The organism is Roseateles agri (assembly GCF_034043675.1).
Lineage (GTDB): Bacteria > Pseudomonadota > Gammaproteobacteria > Burkholderiales > Burkholderiaceae_C > KK5.
In genome coordinates this window covers 609,592-631,162 of the sequence record NZ_JAXCLA010000004.1, presented here as the reverse complement: position 1 = coordinate 631,162, position 21,571 = coordinate 609,592, and the positions used below count along the sequence as shown (strand labels likewise).

13 protein-coding genes are annotated in these 21,571 nt (G+C 68.7%); 4 read left to right on the top strand and 9 right to left on the bottom strand.

The annotated features are described in order from the left end of the window. Position 1 precedes the first annotated feature (1 nt). The 7 genes from SNE35_RS14835 to mutS form a co-directional block, all read right to left on the bottom strand. The gene (locus SNE35_RS14835) at positions 2-271 is read right to left on the bottom strand and encodes a septum formation initiator family protein (RefSeq protein WP_320423688.1); all 270 of its coding nucleotides are present in this window, start codon (positions 269-271) and stop codon (positions 2-4) included. 168 nt (positions 272-439) lie between these two features. Then, positions 440-1,726, bottom strand: a complete 1,287-nt coding sequence (eno, locus tag SNE35_RS14830) for a phosphopyruvate hydratase (protein WP_320423687.1) — start codon at positions 1,724-1,726, stop codon at positions 440-442. A gap of 94 nt (positions 1,727-1,820) precedes the next feature. Beyond that, positions 1,821-2,126: a DUF1330 domain-containing protein gene (locus SNE35_RS14825; protein WP_320423686.1), complete on the bottom strand. Its 306-nt coding sequence runs from the start codon at positions 2,124-2,126 to the stop codon at positions 1,821-1,823. A gap of 25 nt (positions 2,127-2,151) precedes the next feature. Then, positions 2,152-3,009, bottom strand: coding sequence for a 3-deoxy-8-phosphooctulonate synthase (kdsA, locus tag SNE35_RS14820; RefSeq protein ID WP_320423685.1), 858 nt, complete (start codon positions 3,007-3,009; stop codon positions 2,152-2,154). Positions 3,010-3,011: 2 nt separating this feature from the next. Continuing rightward, positions 3,012-4,676, bottom strand: a complete 1,665-nt coding sequence (pyrG, locus tag SNE35_RS14815) for a CTP synthase (protein WP_320423684.1) — start codon at positions 4,674-4,676, stop codon at positions 3,012-3,014. 44 nt (positions 4,677-4,720) lie between these two features. Next, on the bottom strand, positions 4,721-5,560 hold the full coding sequence (locus tag SNE35_RS14810) for an alpha/beta hydrolase (RefSeq protein ID WP_320423683.1): 840 nt from the start codon (positions 5,558-5,560) through the stop codon (positions 4,721-4,723). Further along, positions 5,557-8,139, bottom strand: coding sequence for a DNA mismatch repair protein MutS (mutS, locus tag SNE35_RS14805; protein ID WP_320423682.1), 2,583 nt, complete (start codon positions 8,137-8,139; stop codon positions 5,557-5,559). The genes SNE35_RS14810 and mutS overlap by 4 nt, the downstream gene beginning before the upstream one ends. A 193-nt stretch (positions 8,140-8,332) precedes the next feature. On the opposite strand from mutS, the gene SNE35_RS14800 reads away from it, so the two are divergent. The 4 genes from SNE35_RS14800 to SNE35_RS14785 all read left to right on the top strand — a co-directional run bounded on the left by SNE35_RS14800 (position 8,333) and on the right by SNE35_RS14785 (position 19,338). Further along, complete coding sequence (locus tag SNE35_RS14800; protein ID WP_320423681.1) at positions 8,333-13,954, top strand: CHAT domain-containing protein; 5,622 nt, start codon at positions 8,333-8,335, stop codon at positions 13,952-13,954. A 63-nt stretch (positions 13,955-14,017) separates the two neighbouring features. Continuing rightward, positions 14,018-14,737 carry a GntR family transcriptional regulator gene (locus tag SNE35_RS14795; RefSeq protein WP_320423680.1) on the top strand — a complete coding sequence of 240 codons (720 nt, stop codon included), beginning with the start codon at positions 14,018-14,020 and terminating at the stop codon, positions 14,735-14,737. Positions 14,738-14,961: 224 nt separating this feature from the next. Continuing rightward, positions 14,962-17,652 carry a TonB-dependent receptor gene (locus tag SNE35_RS14790; protein ID WP_320423679.1) on the top strand — a complete coding sequence of 897 codons (2,691 nt, stop codon included), beginning with the start codon at positions 14,962-14,964 and terminating at the stop codon, positions 17,650-17,652. Between the two features lie 219 nt (positions 17,653-17,871). Continuing rightward, positions 17,872-19,338 carry a sodium:solute symporter gene (locus SNE35_RS14785; protein ID WP_320423678.1) on the top strand — a complete coding sequence of 489 codons (1,467 nt, stop codon included), beginning with the start codon at positions 17,872-17,874 and terminating at the stop codon, positions 19,336-19,338. A 37-nt stretch (positions 19,339-19,375) separates the two neighbouring features. Here SNE35_RS14785 and SNE35_RS14780 read toward each other — a convergent pair whose 3' ends face one another. Continuing rightward, positions 19,376-20,494: a porin gene (locus tag SNE35_RS14780; protein ID WP_320423677.1), complete on the bottom strand. Its 1,119-nt coding sequence runs from the start codon at positions 20,492-20,494 to the stop codon at positions 19,376-19,378. Between the two features lie 142 nt (positions 20,495-20,636). Further along, positions 20,637-21,557: a 2-hydroxy-3-oxopropionate reductase gene (locus tag SNE35_RS14775; protein WP_320423676.1), complete on the bottom strand. Its 921-nt coding sequence runs from the start codon at positions 21,555-21,557 to the stop codon at positions 20,637-20,639. Positions 21,558-21,571: the final 14 nt, after the last annotated feature.

The following is a 21,571-nucleotide window of genomic DNA, read 5'->3' as shown; positions in this document are numbered from 1 at the left end:
CTCAGTGATGAACTTGGACGTAGATCTCGTCGGGCTTGATCATCCGCAGCTCGGAGCGGGCCTTTTCCTCGACCATCTCCAGACCTTCGCGGAGGTCTCGCAGCTCGGCTTGCAACTGCGCATTGCGGGCACGGGCCTGCACGTTGGCGGCCTCGGCCTGGGCGAGCTCGCTCTTCAGCGTGACGACGTACGGCAGGCTTCCCTTGCCGATCCACAGTTCGGCCTGGATGCCTGCGACGAAGAGGATGAGGACGAGGGTGAGCGCGCGCACGGGCGGGAGTTTAGCCGCTTAGAAACTCAAGCCGCTCGCCGGGCCGCCCCAAGGGCGGCTTGAGCCGATGTGCTCGCGGGGAACGCCCCGCGAGCATCGGCGTCCCCTCGGGGGACCGGCCAGCCGGTCCCGCGTCCAGCGTGGGCCGGTTGGACGAGGGGCATCATTTCACTTGAGGTTGTAGAACGCAGCGCGGCCCGGGTAGACGGCGATGTCGCCCAGGTCTTCCTCGATGCGCAGCAGCTGGTTGTACTTGGCCATGCGGTCCGAGCGGCTCAGCGAACCGGTCTTGATCTGGCCGGCGTTCAGGCCGACGGCGATGTCGGCGATCGTCGAGTCTTCGGTTTCGCCCGAGCGGTGCGAGACGACGGCGGTGTAGCCGGCGCGCTTGGCCATCTCGATGGCGGCGAAGGTCTCGGTCAGCGTGCCGATCTGGTTGATCTTGATCAGGATCGAGTTGGCGATGCCCTTCTCGATGCCTTCTTTCAGGATCTTGGTGTTGGTGACGAAGAGGTCGTCGCCGACGATCTGCACGTTCTTGCCCAGGCGGTCGGTCAGGATCTTCCAGCCGTCCCAGTCGCCTTCGGCCATGCCGTCCTCGATCGAGATGATCGGGTACTTGTCGACCCAGGTGGCCAGCATGTCGGTCCATTCCTGGCTCGTCAGGCTGATGCCGCCTTCGCCTTCCAGCACGTACTTGCCGTCCTTGTAGAACTCGCTGGCGGCGCAGTCCAGGCCCAGGGCGATCTGCTCGCCGGCGGTGTAGCCAGCCTTGTCGATCGCTTCCAGGATCATCTGGATCGCGGCTTCATGGTTCTCGACGCTCGGGGCGAAGCCGCCTTCGTCGCCGACGGCCGTGCTGATGTGCTTGTCGTTGAGGATCTTCTTCAGTGCGTGGAAGACCTCGGCGCCCCAGCGCAGCGCTTCGCGGAAGCTCGGCGCGCCGACGGGGATGATCATCAGCTCTTGCAGGTCGAGGTTGTTGTTGGCGTGCTCGCCGCCGTTGATGACGTTCATCATCGGCACCGGCAACTGGCAGCCGTTCATGCCGCCGAAGTAGCGGTACAGCGGCAGGCCCGATTCCTCGGCAGCGGCACGAGCCACGGCCATCGAGACGGCCAGCATCGCGTTGGCGCCCAGGCGGCTCTTGTTCTCGGTGCCGTCCAGGTCGATCAGGGTCTTGTCGAGGAAGGCCTGCTCGGAGGCGTCCAGGCCCAGCACGGCCTCGGAGATCTCGGTGTTGATGTGCTCGACGGCCTTCAGCACGCCCTTGCCCAGGTAGCGGCTCTTGTCGCCGTCGCGCAGCTCGATCGCTTCGCGCGAGCCGGTAGAAGCGCCCGAGGGTACGGCCGCACGACCCATGACGCCGCTTTCCAGCAGCACGTCGCATTCGACGGTCGGATTGCCGCGGCTGTCCAGGATCTCGCGACCGACGATGTCAACGATTGCGCTCATGTCATCTCACTCCATTTATTGCAAAAAGGTCGGCGCACAGGATGCCGGAAATCCGTTACCTCTGTGCATCAAGATTCGTGTTTCAGATCAGCGCTCAGATCGGCGCTTCGACACCCTCGACGAGCACCATGTTGAAGTACTCGGTGGCACCGGCGCGGTGGCCACGCACGCGTGTGTAGTGCTCGTCGTCGTAGAAGGCCTTGGCCTTCTCGTAGCTGGGAAAGCGCAGCAGCGCGACGCGGTGCGGCTGCCAGTCGCCTTCCAGTGTTTCATGCTTGCCGCCGCGGACGAGATACTCGCCGCCGAAGGCCTTTACCGAGGCCGGGGCCTCGGCCATGTACTGCTTGTAGCGCTCCGGGTCCGTGATATTCATCGTGACGATCAGGTAACCGTAGGCCATTCCGCAGTCTCCACTGTTCCGTTACTTAGCAGGAAAAGTCGTTCTCAAGCAGCGGTTGCGCCTTGACGATGCGGTCCAAGGCCACCAGTTGCTCCAGCAAAGTCTTCATGTGCTTCAGCGGCACGGCGTTGGGGCCATCGCTGAAGGCCTCGGCCGGGTTCGGGTGCGTTTCCATGAAAAGGCCCGCCACGCCGACGCCCACGCCGGCACGGGCCAGCACCGGCACCATCTCGCGCACGCCGCCGCTGGAGCCGCCGAGGCCGCCGGGCTTCTGCACCGAGTGGGTCACGTCGAACACGACCGGCGCGCCGGTGTTGCGCATCTCCGCCAGGCTGGTCATGTCGGCCACCAGATTGTTGTAGCCGAAGCTGACGCCACGCTCGCAGGCCAGGAAGCTGTCCTCGGGCAGGCCCACTTCCGCAGCGGCGGCGCGGGCCTTGTCGATGACGTTCTTCATGTCCCAGGGCGCGAGGAACTGGCCCTTCTTGATGTTGACCGGCTTGCCCGACTGCGCCACGGCGCGGATGAAGTCGGTCTGGCGGCACAGGAAGGCCGGCGTCTGCAGCACGTCGACGACGACGGCGACCTCGGCCACCTGGCTAGCGTCATGGACGTCGGTCAGGATCGGGAGGCCGTGCACGCGGCGCACCTCGTCGAGGATCTTCAGGCCCGCCTCCATGCCGACACCGCGCTTGCTGGTGCCGGACGATCTGTTGGCCTTGTCGAAAGAGCCCTTGTAGATCAGCGGGATGCCCAGCGCCGTGCAGGCTTCCTTCAGACGGCCGGCCACGTCCAGCGTGATCTCCATCCCTTCGATCGAGCAGGTGCCGGCGATCAGGAAGAAGGGCTTGTCGATGCCGACATCGAATCCGCAGAGTTTCATCATCAGGCTCCCTGGCCTTGCGCGTGCTCGGCCTTGTGCTCCAGCGCCGCCTTGATGAAGGCCGTGAACAGCGGGTGGCCGCCCCAGGGCGTGGACTTGAACTCGGGGTGGAACTGCACGCCGACGTACCAGGGGTGGACGCCCTTGGGCAGCTCGACCATCTCGGTCAGTTTCTCGCGCTGCGTGATCGCCGAGATCACCAAGCCGGCCTGCTGCAGGCGGTCGAGGTAGTGCTCGTTGGCCTCGTAGCGGTGGCGGTGGCGCTCGGTGACGACCGGGCCGTAGATCTCGTAGGCCAGCGTTTCGGGCTTGACGTCGGAGCTCTGCGCGCCCAGGCGCATCGTGCCGCCGAGGTCGCTCTTCTCGTCGCGCTTCTGGATCGTGCCGTCGGCGTCCTGCCACTCGTCGATCAGCGCGATCACCGGGTGCGGTGTGGCGGAATCGAACTCGGTGGAGTTGGCGTTCGTCAGGCCGGCCATGTGGCGCGCGTATTCGATCGTCGCGACCTGCATGCCCAGGCAGATGCCCAGGTAGGGGATCTTGTGCTCGCGGGCGAACTGGGCGGCGAGGATCTTGCCCTCGACACCGCGCTTGCCGAAGCCGCCGGGCACCAGCACCGCGTCGTATTGCGCGAGCTGGCTGATGTTCTCCGCGCTCAGCATTTCCGAGTCGACGTACTCGATCTTCACGCCGGCGTGGTTGTGGATGCCGGCGTGGCGCAGCGCTTCGTTCAGCGACTTGTACGAGTCGGACAGGTCGGTGTACTTGCCGGCCATCGCGATCGTGACCTGGCGCGCGGGGTTCTCCACCTCGTGCACCAGCGTGTCCCAGCGGCGCAGATCGGCGGACTTGGTGTTGAGCTGCAGCTTGGTGCAGATCAGCTGGTCCAGGCCCTGCTCGTGCAGCACGCGCGGCACCTTGTAGATCGTGTTGACGTCCCACATCGAGATCACGCCGTACTCGGGCACGTTCGTGAACAGCGAGATCTTCTCGCGCTCGTCGTCGGGGATGCGGCGGTCGGCGCGGCAGATCAGCGCGTCCGGCTGGATACCGATTTCGCGCAGCTTCTGCACCGTGTGCTGCGTGGGCTTGGTCTTCAGCTCGCCGGCGGCGGCGATCCAGGGCACGTAGGTCAGGTGGACGAAGGCGACGTTGTTCGGGCCGGCCTTCAGGCTCATCTGGCGCGCCGCTTCCAGGAAGGGCAGGGACTCGATGTCGCCGACGGTGCCGCCGATCTCGACGATGGCCACGTCCACCGCATCGGGCGTGTTCTGGCCCGCGCCGCGGCGGATGAATTCCTGCATCTCGTTGGTGATGTGCGGGATCACCTGCACGGTCTTGCCGAGATAGTCGCCGCGACGTTCCTTCTCCAGCACGGACATGTAGATCTGCCCGGTGGTGAAGTTGTTGCTCTTCTTCATCCGTGTGGTGATGAAGCGCTCGTAGTGGCCGAGGTCGAGGTCGGTTTCAGCGCCGTCGTCGGTGACGAACACCTCGCCGTGCTGGAACGGTGACATCGTGCCGGGGTCGACGTTGATGTACGGATCGAGCTTGATGAGGGTGACTTTGAGGCCGCGCGATTCGAGGATGGCAGCCAGCGAGGCCGACGCGATGCCCTTGCCGAGAGAGGACACCACACCGCCAGTGACGAAGACGTATTTGGTCATGTCTTGCAGCGTTCAGAGGAGAACGCTGTGGTGGGAAATTGCGATTATAGCGAGGGCGCTTTTCCCGTTTGCGACTCGACCTGAAAGGCCTCGAACATCTGCAAGGCCAGCGCGGCCGTATCGTCCGGCCGCTCGAACGGATACAGGTGCGTGCCTTCCATCCATGCGAAATGCCGGCGCGCCAGCGCCTTGGAGGCGGCGGCGCCGGCCTGGCGGAGTTCCTCGGACTGCGTGCCGGCGACGAAGCCGACCGGGCATTGCGGCGGGTGGCGCTTCAGCAGCGTGTCGAGGTGATGGGGCAGGGTGTCGTAGATGCGGGTCTCGATCTCGCGGCGGAACAGCAGGTGGGTCTTGCCGTCCTCGCGTTCCTCGAAGCCGCTGGCGACGTAGTCGGCCAGCACGCGCGGGTCCCAGCGGGCGAACTTGTGCTTGGCGGCGAAATGCTCCTGCACGGCGGCGCGCGACGGCCATTCGTGGCGGCGCTGCGCGGAGATCTTGCCGGGCGAGACGCGGTGCATCAGCCGGGTGGCCTTCATCACCTGGATGCTGTGGGCGCGCCAGCCGCTGATGATCGGGCTGTCGAGCATCAGCAGGCCTTGCGTCAAGTCCGGCCGCTTGCAGGCGGCCAGCAGGCTCAGGATGCCGCCCAGCGAATGGCCCGCCAGCATCACGGGCGCGGCGGGCTTCACCTCGTCGTCGATGAAGCGGATCAACTGGTCGCGCAGGTGGCGCCAGTTGCTGGTGACCGGGTAGGCCGGGTCGTGCCCGAAGTAGGGCAGCGCGCGGACCTGCCAGCCGGCCTTCTCCCAGACCTCGAAGAGCACGCGGTAGCAGCCGGCGGGGAAGCCGTTGGCGTGGGAGAAGACGATCGTCTTGGCGTTCATGGCAGGCTCAATTTCTTGAGCTTGTAAACCAGATCGAGCGCCTCGCGCGGGGTGAGGGCATCGGGGTCGACGGCGTCCATCGCTTCCTGCAGCGGGCTCGGCTCGGCCGTGGCTGCGGCCGGGGCGGGCGGCGGCGCGGCGAACAGGTCGATCTGCGCATCGCCCGCCGCGGCCTTGGCCTCCAGCGCCTCCAGCGTCGCACGCGCCTGGCGCACCAGCGAGGCCGGCATGCCCGCCAGGCGTGCCACCTGGACGCCGTAGCTGCGGCTGGCCGGGCCGGGCTGGATCTCGTGCAGGAACACGATGTCCTCGCCGCTCTCCACCGCCGACACGTGGCAGTTGATCGCCTGGCTGTGCTTGGCCGGGAACTCGGTCAGCTCGAAGTAGTGCGTGGCGAAGAGCGTGAACGAGCGGCTCTTGTCGTGCAGGTGCGAGGCGATGGCACTGGCCAGGGCCAGGCCGTCGAAGGTGGAGGTGCCGCGGCCGATCTCGTCCATCAGCACCAGCGACTGGTCGGTCGCGCCGTGCAGGATGGCCGCGCCCTCGGTCATCTCCAGCATGAAGGTGGACTGCGCGTTGGCCAGGTCGTCGGCCGCGCCGATGCGGGTGTGGATCGCGTCCATCGGCCCCAGCCGGCAGGCGTCGGCCGGCACGAAGGAGCCCATCGCGGCGAGCAGCGAGATCAGCGCCACCTGGCGCATGAATGTCGATTTACCGCCCATGTTCGGGCCGGTGATCATCAGCATGCGCGTGCGGGCGTCGAGCCGGCAGTCGTTGGCCATGAACTCGCCGCCGCCGGTCTCGCGCAGCCGCGATTCGACGACCGGATGCCGGCCCGCCGTGATGTCGATCGCCGGCTGGTTGACGAACTCCGGCCGGCACCAGCGCAAGGTGCCGGCGCGCTCGGCCAGCGCGGCCAGCGCATCCAGGCTGGCCAGTGAACGGCCCAGCGCGACCAGCGCCGGCAGTTCCTCGGTCAGCTGGTCGATCAGCTGCTCGTACAGGTACTTCTCGCGCGCCAGCGCCCGCTCGTTGGCCGACAGCGCCTTGTCCTCGAAGGTCTTCAGCTCCGGCGTGATGTAGCGCTCGGCGTTCTTCAAGGTCTGGCGGCGCTGGTAGTCCATCGGCACCTTGTCGACCTGACCCTGCGTGACCTCGATGTAGAAGCCGTGGACCTTGTTGAACTGCACCCGCAGGTTGGCGATGCCGGTGCGGGCGCGCTCGCGCGTCTCCAGGTCCAGCAGGAAGGCGTCGCAGTTGTTCTGGATGCCGCGCAGCTCGTCCAGCGCGGCATCGAAGCCGTCGGCGATCACGCCGCCGTCGCGCATCAGCACGGCCGGCTCCTCGGCGATCGCGCGGCGCAGCAGTTCCTCGATGTGCGGGGAGGCCAGCAGGCCTTCGGCCAGATGGTCCAGCAGGCCGCCGTCGGCGGGCAGGGTCTCGCGCAGCTCGGGCAGGGTCTGCAAGGTGGCGCGCAGGCCGGTCAGCTCGCGCGGGCGCACCTGGCGCAGGGCGACGCGGGCGGCGATGCGCTCGACGTCGGACACGTGCCGCAGCGCCTCGCGCAGCGGCTCCGGGCCGGCCGCCATCAGCGCGGCGATGGCCTCGTGCCGGAACATCGCTTCGTTGCGCGCGCGCTTCGGGTACAGCAGCCACTGGCGCAGCGCGCGGCTGCCCATGCCGGTGCGGCAGCTGTCGATGACCGAGAGCAGGGTCGGCGCCGTCTCGCCGCGCAGCGTGACGGTCAGCTCCAGATTGCGCTGCGTGGCGGGCGGCAGGTCCAGCAGCTCGCTGGCGCGCTGCACCGTGAGGCTCTTGACGTGGGCCAGCGCGCGGCCCTGCGTGTGTTCGGCATAGCTCAGCAGCGCGGCGGCCGCGGCCTGGGCCGCGGTGAGCGACTGCGCGTTGTAGCCCTGCAGGCTGGCCACGCCCAGTTGCTCGCAGAGCTTGCGGGTGCCCAGCGTGCTGTCGAACTGCCAGCCCGGCCGGTTCGTGATCGGCGCGCGCGCGGCGAGCACGGCGGCCGGCTGCTTCTCGCGGTCCACCAGCACCTCGGCCGGGTTCAGGCGCGACAGCCACGAGGGCAGCTCCCGCTCGGCGCATTCGGCCAGACCCAGTTGCCCGGCGGTGATCGACAGCCAGGCCAGGCCTAACGTTTTCCCCTGACTGACCACCGCCAGCAGCACCGAATCCTGCTTCTCGTCCAGCAGTTCGCCGTCGGTCACCGTGCCGGGCGTGACGATGCGCATCACCTTGCGCTCGACCGGGCCCTTGGCCGTGGCCACGTCGCCGACCTGCTCGGCGATCGCCACCGCCTCGCCCAGCTTGATCAGCTTGGCGAGATAGGACTCCAGCGCATGCACAGGCACGCCCGCCATCACCACCGGCGCGCCGCCGCTCTGGCCGCGCGTGGTGATCGTGATGTCCAGCAACTGGTTGCACTTACGCGCGTCGTCGTAGAAGACCTCGTAGAAGTCCCCCATACGGAAGAACACGAGCGAGTCCGGATGGTCCGCCTTCAGGCGGAAATATTGCTGCATGACCGGCGTGTGGGCCGAGAAATCCGGGGCTTGGCTCATGGGGCGGGTAAGGGCAGGGGCGCAGAAATGAACAGAGCCCTCGTCGGGCGAGGGCTCCTGCGGGCCGCAGTTTAGACGGATTGACGTTGACGCTGCCGTAACGCGCTTCCTAAACTGACCCGTCAAGAAGCGCCCCGACAAGCGCCGTCCGAGCAAGCGAAGCATCAAGACCTGACCCCAAGGAGACGAGACCATGGCGGAAACCATCAGCTTCCTGCTCAGCGGCGAAGCGCAGGGCGGCACACGCGGGGGCGGCGGCGCTGCCGTGTCGGCCGATCTGCCGCTGGTGCCGGGCCTGGGCGGCGAGGTGATGCACTCGGTGCGCCTCGGTGCGCGCCGCGGCGGCAATGCCGAGGCCTCGGTGCGGGTGGAGGCCGAGCCGGGCCGCGACGTCGTCGTGCTGCAGGTGGCCGACGGGCCGACCCTGGTGCTGCACCCCGAGACCGCGCGCGACCTGCTGCTGGCGCAGACGGCCGGCCAGCGCGACACCGCGCAGCCGCTGCCGCGCGAGGTGGGCGTGCCCGAGTCGCTGCAGTGGCAGGCCTTGCAGCAACTGGCCGCGCCTGCCGGGCCGGCTTCGCGCGGCGCGGTCAGCGACAAGCTCGCCGGCCTGTTCGGCAGCATCCGCATCTCGGCGCTGCAGCTGGTGCGCGGCGTGGTGGAGGACAAGGCGGCGGAACTGGCGGCCGGCGGCATCGCCCGGGCGGTGGACGAGCAGGTGGACAACGCGGTGTACCGCTTGAGCGTCACCGGCCTGGGCAAGCTCAAGGGCAGCGATTCCCGCGTCGATGCCGTGCCCGCCGCGCCCGATGGCGGCCCGCTGCTGGTGCTGCTGCACGGCACTTTCTCGACGGTGCAGGGCACCTTCCACAAGCTCTGGGAAAGCCATCCGAACCTGGTCGGCCAGATGTTCGCGTTCTACGCGGACCGGGTCTACGGCTTCGACCACCCGACCCTGGGCGAGAGCCCGATCGCCAATGCGCTGACCTTGGTGAAGACGCTGCCCGCCGGCGCGCGGCTGCACCTGCTGAGCCACTCGCGCGGCGGCCTGGTCGGCGAGGTGCTGGCGCGCGTCTGTGCCCAGCCCGACATCAGCACCGAGGCGTTGGCGCTGTTCGCCGCGGCGTCGGACCAGCAGCAGGCGCTGAAGGCGCTCGGCGCGCTCGTCAAGGCGAAGGGGATCAAGGTCGAGCGCTTCGTGCGCGTCGCCTGCCCGGCGCGCGGCACGCTGCTGGCCTCCAAGCGGCTGGATGCCTATGTGTCGGTGCTCAAGTGGACCTTGGAGCTGGCCCATGTGCCGGTGGCGCCGGAACTGGTCGGCTTCCTCGGCGCGGTGGCCAAGCAGCGCACCAGCGAGCAGACCATCCCCGGCCTGGCCGCGCAGGTGCCCGGCAGCCCGCTGATCACCTGGCTGCACGCGGCCGACGAGCCGCTGCCGGGCCAGTTGCGCGTGGTGGCCGGCGACATGCAGGGCGACTCGATCGGCTCCTGGATGAAGACCCTGCTGGCCGATTCGCTGTTCTGGACCGACAACGACCTCGTCGTGCAGACCAGCTCGATGTATGGCGGTGCGCCGCGGCGGGTCGATGCGAGCTACCTGCTGTCGGTGGGCGGCCAGGTCTCGCACTTCAGCTACTTCGACTACGAGCCGAGCGCCGAGGGCATCGTCAGCGGGCTCATCGACGACGCGCCGCAGCGCTTCCAGCGCATCGGGCCGATGTCTGCCGCCGGCCTGTCCGCCGAGGGCTGGCGCGGCACGGCGCCGGACGATGGCCAGCCGGCCGCGGCCAAGCCGGCGGTGTTCGTGCTGCCCGGCATCCTGGGCAGCAACCTGGCCGTGGGCGACCAGCGCATCTGGCTGGGCGTGCGCGTGCTCAACGGGCTGAAGCGCCTGGAGCTGAAGCCCGGCGACGGCGTGCGCCCCGACGGGCCGGTGGGCCTCAGCTACGACAAGCTGATCGATTTCCTCGGCGCCACGCACGAGGTCGTGCCCTTCGGCTACGACTGGCGCAAGCCGCTGGCGGACGAGGCGAAGCGGCTGGCCGCGGCCATCGAGGCCAAGCTCGATGCACGCAAGGCCAGCGGCCAGCCGGTGCGGCTGATCGCCCACTCGATGGGCGGGCTGCTGGCGCGCACGATGCAGATCGAATGCCCCGCCACCTGGGACCGGCTGATGGCGCACAAGGACGCGCGGCTGCTGATGCTGGGCACGCCCAACGGCGGCTCCTGGGCGCCGATGAGCGTGCTCTCGGGCGACGACACCTTCGGCAACGTGCTGGTGGATTTCGGCGCGCCGTTCCAGGACCACTCGGCGCGCCAGATGATGGCGCAGTTCCCCGGCTTCATCGAGCTGCAGGCGGGGCTCACCGACCCGCAGCTGGCGCTCGACAAGCAGCAGACCTGGGCCGACCTCGCCGACCGCGACTACAAGGCCGTGCAACAGCACAACTTCTGGCATGTGGACGACGGCGGCCAGCTGAACCAGTACCGCTGGGGTGTGCCGGACCAGGCGGTGCTGGACCAGTCGGTGGAGCAGCGCCGCAAGCTCGACGCGCAGCGCACCGATGCGCTGCCGAAGTTCGCCGACAAGCTGCGCCTGGTGGTCGGCCACGCCAAGTTCACGCCGGCGGGCATGCAGTTCGGCGAGCAGGGCCTGAGCTACCTGAACGCCGAATCCGGCGACGGCCGCGTGCCGCTGGACAGCGCGATGCTGCCCGGCGTGCGTGCCTGGCAGCTCGATTGCGAGCACGGCGACCTGGGCAACGTGCCCGCGGCCTTCCCGGCCTATCTGGAGCTGCTGCAGACCGGCAACACGGCCCTGCTGGCGGTGCAGCCGCCGCTGGGCACGCCGGCCGCGCGCGGCGCCGGCAGCAGTGCCGCGTCTGCGGCCACCTACGTGCCGCTGCGCCCCTCGCGGATGCTCCAGGGTGCCCGCGCGCCGGCCTCGGCCGGCGACCTGGGCCGGCTGGTGCCCGAAGAGTCGCTGCCCGTGCGCCAGCCGCCGGCCGGCGGCGCGCTGCGCATCGGCGTGCTCAACGGTGACCTGAAGTTCGTCCGCCACGCGCTGGTGCTGGGCCACTACCGCTCGATGACGCTGACCGGCACCGAACTCGCCATCGACCGGCTGATCGGCGGCACGATGCACGAGTCGCTCGCGATCGGCCGCTATCCCGATCTGCCCGGCACCTTGCAGATCTTCGCCAACACGGCGCCCTGCAAGGGCAACCCGCTGCAGATGCCGCGGCCGGCGAACGTGATCGTCGTGGGCCTCGGGGCGGAAGGCAGCCTGCGCGGCGCCGACCTGGCCTACACGGTGCGCCAGGGCGTGATCGCCTGGGCGCAGAAGACCTTCGAGCAGGCGGGGCTGCCGCAGGAAAGCTTCGAGCTGGCTGCCACGCTGATCGGCAGCGGCGGCTCCGGCGTGAGCCCGGGTCTCTCGGCGCAGTGGATCGCGCAGGGTGTGGCCGATGCCAACGAGCGCCTCGCCGACCCGCGCCACAACCCGCGCGGCTGGCCGCGCGTGGGCCGGCTGACCCTGGTGGAGCTGTACCTGGACCGCGCCGCCGAGGCCTGGCGCGCGTTGCAGGCGCAGGCCGCGGCGATGCCCAGCCGCTTCCGCATCGACGGCTCGGTGGAGAGCGTCACCGGCGCGCTGCGCCGGCCGCCCGATTCGGGCTATCGCGGCGCCAGCTACGACCTGATCAGCGCGATCGCCAGCGAGGACCTGAACGGCGCCGTCAGCATCGCCTACACGCTGGACACCAAGCGCGCCCGCTCCGAGATGCAGGCGCGCCAGACCCAGGGCCCGCTGGTGCGCGAACTGGTGCGCCAGGGCTCCAACGACCACAACCAGAACCCGCAGATCGGCCGCACCCTGTTCCGCCTGCTGGTGCCCATCGAGCTGGGCAGCTACCTGGCCGGCACCAGCGAGATGCTGATCGAGCTGAACCACGGCTCGGCCAGCATTCCCTGGGAGATGCTGGATACGCAGGACGATGCCAGCCGCCTGGGCGGCGACCAGCGCCCCTGGGCGATCCGCTGCAAGCTGCTGCGCAAGCTGCGCATCGAGGGCGCGCGGCCGCGCGTGCAGGACGCCAGCTTCGACGACGCGGTGCTGGTCATCGGCGAGCCGCTGGTGACCAGCAAGGGCTATCCGCGCCTGGCCGGCGCGCGCAACGAGGCCACCGCGGTAGCTGGCCTGCTCGGCGAGCCCTCGGCGCTGGGGCCGAACCTGGTGCACGCGCTGGTCAGCCCGGCGGACGAGCGCCTGCCGGGGCCGGACGCCGGCACCGTGATCAACAAGCTGATGGAGCGCGACTGGCGCATCGTCCACATCGCCGGCCACGGCGAGCCGCCGCTGCCGGCCAATCCGCGCGGCGTCGTGCTCTCGGGCGACATCTTCCTCGGCTGGCGCGAGATCGAGGCGCTGCGCGTGGTGCCCGAGCTGGTGTTCATCAACTGCTGCCACCTCGGCGCGATCGAGCTGATGCCCCTGGCCGCGGACGCGGCGCCGACGCACGACCGCGCGCAGTTCGCCGCCTCGGCGGCCGAGGCGCTGATCCGCATCGGCGTGCGCTGCGTGGTGGCGGCCGGCTGGGCGGTGGACGATGCGGCCGCGTCGACCTTCGCCACCGGCTTCTACAAGGCGCTGCTGAACGGCCGCCGCTTCATGGACGCGGTGGCGCTGGCGCGCGAGAGCGCTGCGGCGCTGGGCGGCAACACCTGGGCCGCCTACCAGTGCTACGGCGACCCGGACTGGATCTTCCGCCGCTCCGGCTCCGACGCGCAGACGGCCGTGGCGAAGGCGCCGCCGTCGCCGGCCGAGGAGTTCGCCGGCATCGCCTCGTCGCCGGGCCTGGCGCTGGCCGTGGAGAGCATTGGCATCCAGGCCAATTTCGACGACGTCTCGCCCGAGCTGAAGGCGGCGCGCCAGGAAGAGGTCCGCGCCAAGCTGCGCCACCTGGAAGGCCGCTTCGGCGCCGCCTGGGGCGGGGAGGGTGCGGTGGCCGAGGCCTTCGGCTATGCCTGGAACGCCGCTGGCGACCGCGCGACGGCGCTCGACTGGTACCGCCGCGCGGTGGCCGCGCCGGACGGCTCGGCCTCGTTCCGCGCGATCGAGCAGCTCGGCAACCTGCAGGTGCGGCAGGCCGAGGCCGGCGTGCGCGCCACCAGCAAGCCGGCCGAGCTACGCGCGGCGATGAAGGCGCTGCACGGTGCGATCGACATGCTGGTGCGGCTCGCCACCCTGCAGCCGACGATGGAGCGGCTGTCGCTGGTGGGCTCGGCCTGGAAGCGCATGGCGCTGATGGCCGACGAGGTGAAGCTGCCGCGGGCCCAGGCCCGCGAGGCGCTGACCCGCATGGTGGAGTTCTACGAGCGTGCCGAGGCGCTGGGCCGGCAGCAGGGGCTGGACAGCTACTACCCGGCGGTCAATGCCTTCGTCGGCCGGCTGACCCTGGGCCGGCGCGAGATCGACGAGCGGCAGCTTGCCGAGATGCGCCAGGTGCTGGTCGCGAAGAACCGCGACGACCCGGACTTCTGGAGCGTCGTCGGCCTCACCGAGCTGCGCCTGTTCGAGGCTATCGCCCGCGGCCGGCTGCAGGCGGAGCAGGCCGCCATCGCTGCCGAGTACGCGGCGCTGCGCGACCGCGTGTCGTCCACGCCGATGTGGGACTCGGTCCACAAGCAGACGGAGTTCCTGCGCCAGTACGCGATGGCGGGCGCGGGTGCGGACGAGCAGGCGGCGGCCGCGGCGCTGGTGGCGCAGCTGCGGGGCTACGCGGGCGGCGGCGGAGGAATGGACGGGGGCGGCTGAAACGCAAATCGGCGGCTCGATTGGTCCGGTCGTGGTACGGACCATCGGCTAGACTCCGGCGCCATGGACTCTTCCATCCTGCCGCGAACCGACAAGCGCCAGAAGCTGCGCCAGGGTCTGCTGGCCCTGATCGGCCAACACCCGGCCGGTGCTCGGCTGCCGACCGAGCGGGAACTCAGCGAGCGCTTCGAAGTCGCGCGCGAGACCCTGCGCCACTGCCTGCGCGAGCTGGAGGACGAGGGCGTGCTGCACCGCCGCCAGGGGGCCGGCACCTTCGTCTCGGCGCAGCCGGTCGTCAAGGAGGCGCGGCTGATGTCTTTCTCCGAGGAGATGCGCCAGCGCGGCCTCGTGCCTTCGAGCCGGTTGCTGTCCTGCACCACCGTGCAGGCCGGCGCCAAGCTGGCGCACCGGCTGATGGTGATGCCCGGCTCGGCGGTCATCGAGATCCGCCGGCTGCGCCTGGCCAGCCAGGAGCCGATGGCGCTGGAAACCTCCTACCTCGCCGCCGACCGGGTGCCGGGCTTCGATCCGGCCGTGCTGGAGCAGGGCTCGCTGTACGAGCTGCTGGAGCAGCGCTGGGGTCTGCAACTGCGCGGCGCGCGGCAGCAGATCGAGGCCACCGTGCTGAGCCGCGAGGAGGCCGAGCAGCTCGGCGTGCCGCCGTTCTTCCCGGCGCTGGTGATCGAGCGCACCAGCACGTCGACCACCGGCGAGGTGATCGAGTTCGCGAAGTCGCTGTACCGCGCCGATCGCTACCGCTTCGAGATCAACGTCAGCCGTTGAACCGAGGTTGAACCTCCCTGGTCTGGCTTTGGTCCAGACCCTTCCCGATGTCAAACCGGGTTTCCCCCAGGCGGAGCCCTGGAGTGCTCGTCTTCATCGGTAAAGCGCTTGCCTCGATGATTTCCGAGTGTTGCTACTTGTCTAACCCGCATTGCTTTGCCTGAACGATAGGTATACAAAAGGTACGGAACAAGACAAGACGACAACCGCAACGGAGATCGCGCATGAACCACCCGAAACCGACCCAGCTCGCCACCGCCGCGGCGAGCCTGTGCCTGCTCCTGCAAATGGCGCCCGCAGCCCGCGCTGCCGATGACCCGGACCAGAAGCTCGAGACCGTGACGGTGACGGGTATCCGCGCGTCGATCGAGAAATCGATGACGACCAAGCGCAACGCCGACACGAACATCGAGGCCGTCACCGCCGAGGACGTTGGCAAGATGCCCGACAAGAACATCGCCGATGCGTTGTCGCGCCTGCCGGGTGTCAACGTGCAGTACGGCGGCGCGCTGGCGATGGACGAGGCTGAGCGCGTCGCGATCCGCGGCACCAGCCCGAACCTGAACTTCGTGACGATCAACGGCCACTCGCTGTCCGCCGGCGACTGGCACCTGGGCGACCAGGCCGGCTCGGGCCGCAGCGTCGGCTTCGGCCTGATGCCTTCGCAGCTGATCGGCCAGACCATCGTCTACAAGACCGGCCGCGCCGACGTGCCCGAAGGTGGCATCTCCGGCAGCGTGGACATCATCACGCGCCGGCCGCTGGACTTCGCCAAGTCGATCAACGGCGAGATCTCGGTCGGCGCCGCGCATGCGACCTTGGCCAACAAGACCGACCCGCAGGTCAGCGGCCTGTTCGCCTGGAAGAACGACAGCAAGACCTTCGGCGTGCTGGTGCAGGCCTTCAAGGAAGATCGCCACCTGCGCCGCGACGGTCAGGAGGTGTTCGCCTACGACGTGCTCACGCAGGCCCAGGCCACCGCCGCCGGCCACCCGGAGCTGGCCGGCAAGCGCATGAGCAACAGCTTCAACGCCGCGATGTTCGAGGGCGTGCGCAAGCGCTCCGGCGGCTTCGTGGATCTGCAGTTCAAGCCCAGCCAGAGCGTCGAGCTGAACCTCAGCGGCTTCAAGGACCAGCTGAAGGCCGACAACTACAACAGCTCGGCCTACGCGCTGCCCTCGCAGCTGGTGCGGCTGGGCGGCTACCAGATCGTCAACCCGGTTGTGGACGGCAACGTGATCACCAGCGCCACGCTGGTGCGCCCGGCCGGCTCGACGTCGCAGGTGATCGGCGTCGAGTTCGACCACTTCATGCGCCAGGGCGCCAAGTCCACCAGCCAGTTCTTCGACCTGGACGGCAAGTGGGACGCCACCGAGACCTTGAGCTTCAAGGGCCGCATCGGCAGCACCAAGGGCGAGGGCCTGACCAATTCCGAGCCGAGCATGGTGCTCGGCCTGCTGAACCCGGCCTCGATGACGTATTCGCAGACGCCCGGCTCGCCGGCCTCGTACGCGGTGCTCGACGCCGCGGGCAAGCCGATCAACATGGGCAATGTCTCCAACTTCCAGCTGATGAGCGCTTTGGCGCCGGCCGTGACATCCACCGACAAGGAGAGCTATGCCCACGTGGACGGCGACCTGAAGCTCGGCGGCAACATCTTCACCGCGTTGAAGTTCGGCGTGCGCGGCACGCGGCACGAGCGCCAGTACGACCGCTGGGAAGGCCGCTACAACATCCAGGACCAGCCGGGCGGCCCGAACCCGCCGTTCACCAGCGTCGGCGGCGGCGTGCTGGTGGGCGGTGCGATCCCGGTCTCGGCGCAGCCGGTGCCGGCCACCAGCTATCCGTCCAACTGGTTCAGCGGCGGCAATGCCAACTTCCCGCGCGACTACTTCCGCTACGACACCTCGCAGCTGCAGGCCTGGGCCGATGCCAACGTCAACTGGGACCGCACGCTGAACCACAACTGGACCAGCGGCTTCCACATCAAGGAGACGAACACGGCCGCCTACGCGATGACCGAGTTCGAGCTGAGCCCGACCTTCAGCGGCAACGCCGGCCTGCGCTACGTGCAGACCAAGCTGGAATCCACCTCCTACCAGGCCGTGCCCGCGGCGGTCTGCGCGGCGCTGCAGCCCTGCTCGGTGCCGGATGCGATCGTCGGCTCGCGCCTGGGCACCTACGTGCCGCAGACGGTCAACGCCACGCAGCGCGACTGGCTGCCCAGCCTGAACCTGCGCTGGGACCTGGGCCGCGATCTCGTTGCCCGTGCCGCGCTGACGCGCAGCCTCGGCCGTGCCAACTACAACGAGCTGGCCGGCGCGGTGATCCTGGACGACCTGCGCGGCACCGGTTCCAGCGGCAACCCGAACCTGAAGCCGATCACGTCCAACAACGCGGATCTGACCCTGGCCTGGTACTTCGCGCCGCGCGCCATGGTCAGCGGCGGGCTGTTCACGCAGCATGTGCAGAACTACGTGAAGGCCGGCACCTCGCAGGTGGACTACTTCAACATCACGCAGGGCAAGGTGACCACCTACACGGTGACCTCGCGCAAGGGCGTGACGGCCACGATCAACGGCCTGGAGGCGGCGGTGGAGCTGCCGGTGGCCGGCGGCTTCGGCATCGGCGCCAACTACACCTACGTGGACTCGAAGGACCAGGACGGCGTTGCACTGCTGGGTACCTCGCGCAACACCTACAACCTGCGCGGCTACTACGAGGACGACAAGTTCAGCGCCAGCCTGGCCTGGAACTACCGCAGCTCCTACGGCTACGCGCTGCTGGGCGACGGCACCAACACGATCCTGCGTGATGGCTCCGGCGTGGCCACGCAGTACAACGGCCTGAACCAGTACGCCGGCTACGGCGCGCTGTCCCTGTCGCTGGGCTATACAAGATCACGCCGAACCTGAGCGTCCATTTCGACGGTAACAACCTCAACGATCCGATCCGCCACACCTACTACATCACCGAAAATGCGACCGGCTATTTCCACCAGAACGGCCGTCAATACTTCCTCGCCCTGCGCATGAAGTTCTGATTTCGGGCGATCTGCGGATGTTTCGCAGAGTTCAGGGGCGCCAACGCGGCCAGGAGGCCTGTTGGCGCCCATTCCATTTCGTCGATTGCCCATGAGTCCGATTCTTCTGCTCGTCTTCATCGCCGCCTACTTCCTGCTGCTGCTGGGCATGGCGCACTGGAAATCGAAGGGCGCGAACAGCGAGAGCTTCTTCGTCGGCAACCGCGACAGCCACTGGATGCTGGTGGCCTTCGGCATGATCGGCACCTCGCTCTCGGGCGTGACCTTCATCAGCGTGCCGGGCGCCGTGGGGCTCACGGCGTTCAACTACCTGCAGATCGTCATCGGCCAGTTCTTCGGCTACCTGCTGATCGCCTTCGTGCTGCTGCCGCTGTACTACCGGCTGCGGCTCAGCTCGATCTACGACTACCTCGGCCGCCGGCTGGGGCCGCGCTCCTACCGCACCGGCGCGGGCTTCTTCATCGTCTCGCGCACCCTGGGCGCCACGGCGCGGCTGTACCTGGTCGTCGGCGTGCTGCAGGACGCGGCGCTGGACGCGATGGGCATCCCGTTCTGGCTCACCACCGCCGTGATCCTGGCGATGATCCTGTTCTACACCTACGAGGGTGGCGTCAAGACCATCGTCTGGACCGACACCCTGCAGACCGCCGGCATGCTGCTGGGCCTGGTCATCTGCGTGGCCTTCCTGCTGCAGGCGCTGGGCCTGTCGATGCCCGAGGCGCTGGGCGCGATGCGGGCCAAGGGCCTGTCGGACGTGTGGGTGCACGATGCCGACAGCCGCTCGTTCTGGTTCAAGCAGCTGCTCGCCGGCGCGGCGATCGCCGTGGCGATGACAGGGCTGGACCAGGAGATGATGCAGAAGAACATCTCGGTGAAGACGCTGGGCGGTGCGCAGAAGAACATCGTCGTGCTGGCGCTGATCATGGTGGGCGTCGTCGCGCTGTTCCTGTTCCTCGGCGGGCTGCTGTACCTGTTCGCGGCCCAGGCCGGCATGACGGAGAAGGGCGACCACCTGTTCGTCGCCGTCGTGATGCAGCACCTGCCGGGCTGGGTGCAGATCGTCTTCGTGCTGGCCTTGATCTCGGCGCTGTTCCCGAGCGCCGACGGCGCGATCACCGCGCTGACCTCCAGCTTCTGCATCGACCTGCTGGGCCTCACGCGCCGCAGCGACTGGAGCGAGGCGAAGAAGGTGCAGGTGCGCCAGCGCGTGCACCTCGGCTTCGCGCTGGTGTTCCTGGCGATGGTGCTGCTGTTCCACGCCATCGGCAACCCGAGCATGATCGGGCTGATCCTGAAGCTCGCCGCCTACACCTACGGCCCGCTGCTGGGCATGTTCGCCTTCGGCATCCTCACGCAGCGCGCCGTGCGCGACGGCATGACGCCGCTGGTCGCGCTGGCCGCGCCGGCCCTGTGCTGGCTGCTGGAGAGCCGCTCGGCGCAATGGCTGGGTGGCTACGAGGTGGGGCTGGAGCTGCTGCTGGTCAACGGGGCGCTGACCTTCCTGGGCCTGTTGGCGTTTTCGCGGGCGGGCCCGCAAGCGGCGGCGACCGGCGCCTGAACCGGCCGGCCGCCGGGGGCAGACTCTGCCCCCGCGATCAGAAGCGATGAACGATGCCCACCTCCAGGCTGTTGATCGTCCGGCCGTTGATGTCGCTCGGGTTCGTGAACGTCGTCTTCGGGCCGGCCGATCCGCTGGGGCGCCAGCCGCCGTTGGCGTCGTTGCGCATCGTGTCGGCCATGGCCCACAGCATCGTGCGCTTGCTCATGTCGTAGTACACGCCGATCGAGCCACCGTCGCCGCCCTGGTTGCGGCCGGACTTGTCCTTGATCTGGCCCCATAGCGTACCGACGCGCATCTGCGGCGTGACGCGATAGTCCGCCGACAACTGCCAGATGTCGTAGAAGTTGTTCAGGTTGGGATCGGTGCCGGCGTTGAAGCCGCCGGAGTTGCCGACGATCGTGCCGGCGTTGTTGCTCACCGCCGTCTTCGTGTTGTTGTTGCTGTGCACGTAGGCGAGGTACACCGTGCCCTGGCCGTACATCCAGTTGAAGTACACGTTGTCGTAGACCATGTCCTTGTCGATCGCGGCGTTCGCAGGCGGCCGGCCGCGGATGCCCATGTAGCCGGCGCGCACGACGTCATTGGTCCAGTCCATCCAGAGCTGGTAGACGAGCGCATGGTTGCCGGTCGGCGTCTCCGGCAGCGAGACGTGGGTCTCGAAGGCGAAGCCACTCCAGCGCGGCGACAGGTAGCCCAGATCGTTGTCGTAGCGCGAAGGCACGCCGAAGTTGTTGATGATCGAGCCCAGGTCGCGTGCGGTGTAGTCGACGTAGGCGCCATGGGTCTGGATCGGGCCGTTCTGGCGGCCGAGGCGGATCTCGCCGAGATCCTTGGTGCCGAGTCCGACCCAGGCTTGGCGGTCCCAGAAGCGGGTGGTGTCGGCGGAGGCGCCGTTGTCGGCGCTGAAACCGCCTTCCATCTGGAACTTGGCGAACATGCCGTCGCCCAGGTCTTCCTGCCCGCGCACGCCGAAGCGGCTGCGCAGCCAGGCACCGTCTTCCAGCGCCTTGAGCTTGGTGCCGGAGCTGCTGTGCATGTAGTGCAGGTACTGGTCGAGCACGCCGTACAGCGTCACGCTGGACTGGGCCTGCGCGGCCAAGCTCGCACAGGCCAGCGCGGCGCCGGCGGCGAGGGTTTTCTGGTTCAGTTTCATCGTCTCTCTCCTTTTTCCAGGGTGGTTGCGAGTACTTCTTCGGGAACTCTGCTTGTGTCGCGTTCCGGGCGAACGCGAGCCCGCACCCGCGGCTCGACGCCGCGGATGTCCTTGTCTTCTCAGGCGCCGGGGGCGCTCGCGCTCAGCGCGGTGCGAGCTGGTGCGGGGTCAGTTCGTGCCCGGCCATCAGTTCGAGCGCACGGACGAGGGCCGAGTGGTCGAGGCCGGCCATGTCGTGCGCGGTGCAGACCTGCATCAGCTGCGCTGCGCCGGCTGTCTGCGGCAGCGCCACACCCAGCTCGCGCGCGCCCTGCAGCGCGAGGCCCAGGTCCTTCTGGTGCAGGCCGATGCGAAAGCCGGGGTCGAAAGTGCGCTTGACCATGCGCTCGCCGTGTACTTCGAGGATGCGGCTGGCCGCGAAGCCACCCATCAGCGCCTCGCGCACCTTGGCCGGATCGGCACCGGCCTTGCTGGCGAAGACGAGCGCCTCGCCGACGGCAGCGATGTTCAGCGCCACGATGATCTGGTTCGCGACCTTGGTGGTCTGCCCGTCTCCGTTGCCGCCGACCCGCGTGATGTTCCTGCCCATCGCCTGCAGCAGCGGCAGCACGCGCTGGAACACAGCCTCGTCGCCGCCGCACATGATCGTCAGCGTGCCGGCCTTGGCGCCGACCTCGCCGCCGGAGACCGGCGCGTCGATGTAGTCGGCGCCCAGTGCGTTGATCTTCTGTGCGAAGGCCTTGGTGGACATCGGCGAGATCGAGCTCATGTCGATGAGGATCTTGCGTGCGACCCCTTCGGTGGCCGCGCCGGCGAGGCCCTCGGCCACGCCGCCCTCGCCGAACAGCACCTGCTCGACGTCCGGCGTGTCCGGCACCATCGTGATGACGACGTCGGCATGACGCGTGACTTCGGCGGCGCTGGCGCATGCGGTGGCCGGCGACGCGGCGATGCCCTCGGGCAGCCTGCTGCGCGTCTTCACGAACAGCTCGTGGCCGGCGTTCACGAGGTTCAGCGCCATCGGCGCGCCCATGATGCCCAGACCGATGAATCCGACTTTCATTCAGAGCTCCTTGC

Excerpts from the sequence above, each read along its gene's own strand:
- pyrG (WP_320423684.1), bottom strand. The coding sequence starts at position 4,676 with ATGACCAAATACGTCTTCGTCACTGGCGGTGTGGTGTCCTCTCTCGGC.
- SNE35_RS14810 (WP_320423683.1), bottom strand. The coding sequence starts at position 5,560 with ATGAACGCCAAGACGATCGTCTTCTCCCACGCCAACGGCTTCCCCGCC.
- SNE35_RS14800 (WP_320423681.1), top strand. The coding sequence starts at position 8,333 with ATGGCGGAAACCATCAGCTTCCTGCTCAGCGGCGAAGCGCAGGGCGGC.
- mutS (WP_320423682.1), bottom strand. The coding sequence starts at position 8,139 with ATGAGCCAAGCCCCGGATTTCTCGGCCCACACGCCGGTCATGCAGCAA.
- SNE35_RS14825 (WP_320423686.1), bottom strand. The coding sequence starts at position 2,126 with ATGGCCTACGGTTACCTGATCGTCACGATGAATATCACGGACCCGGAG.
- SNE35_RS14780 (WP_320423677.1), bottom strand. The coding sequence starts at position 20,494 with ATGAAACTGAACCAGAAAACCCTCGCCGCCGGCGCCGCGCTGGCCTGT.
- SNE35_RS14790 (WP_320423679.1), top strand. The coding sequence starts at position 14,962 with ATGAACCACCCGAAACCGACCCAGCTCGCCACCGCCGCGGCGAGCCTG.
- SNE35_RS14775 (WP_320423676.1), bottom strand. The coding sequence starts at position 21,557 with ATGAAAGTCGGATTCATCGGTCTGGGCATCATGGGCGCGCCGATGGCG.
- SNE35_RS14795 (WP_320423680.1), top strand. The coding sequence starts at position 14,018 with ATGGACTCTTCCATCCTGCCGCGAACCGACAAGCGCCAGAAGCTGCGC.
- SNE35_RS14785 (WP_320423678.1), top strand. The coding sequence starts at position 17,872 with ATGAGTCCGATTCTTCTGCTCGTCTTCATCGCCGCCTACTTCCTGCTG.
- eno (WP_320423687.1), bottom strand. The coding sequence starts at position 1,726 with ATGAGCGCAATCGTTGACATCGTCGGTCGCGAGATCCTGGACAGCCGC.
- kdsA (WP_320423685.1), bottom strand. The coding sequence starts at position 3,009 with ATGAAACTCTGCGGATTCGATGTCGGCATCGACAAGCCCTTCTTCCTG.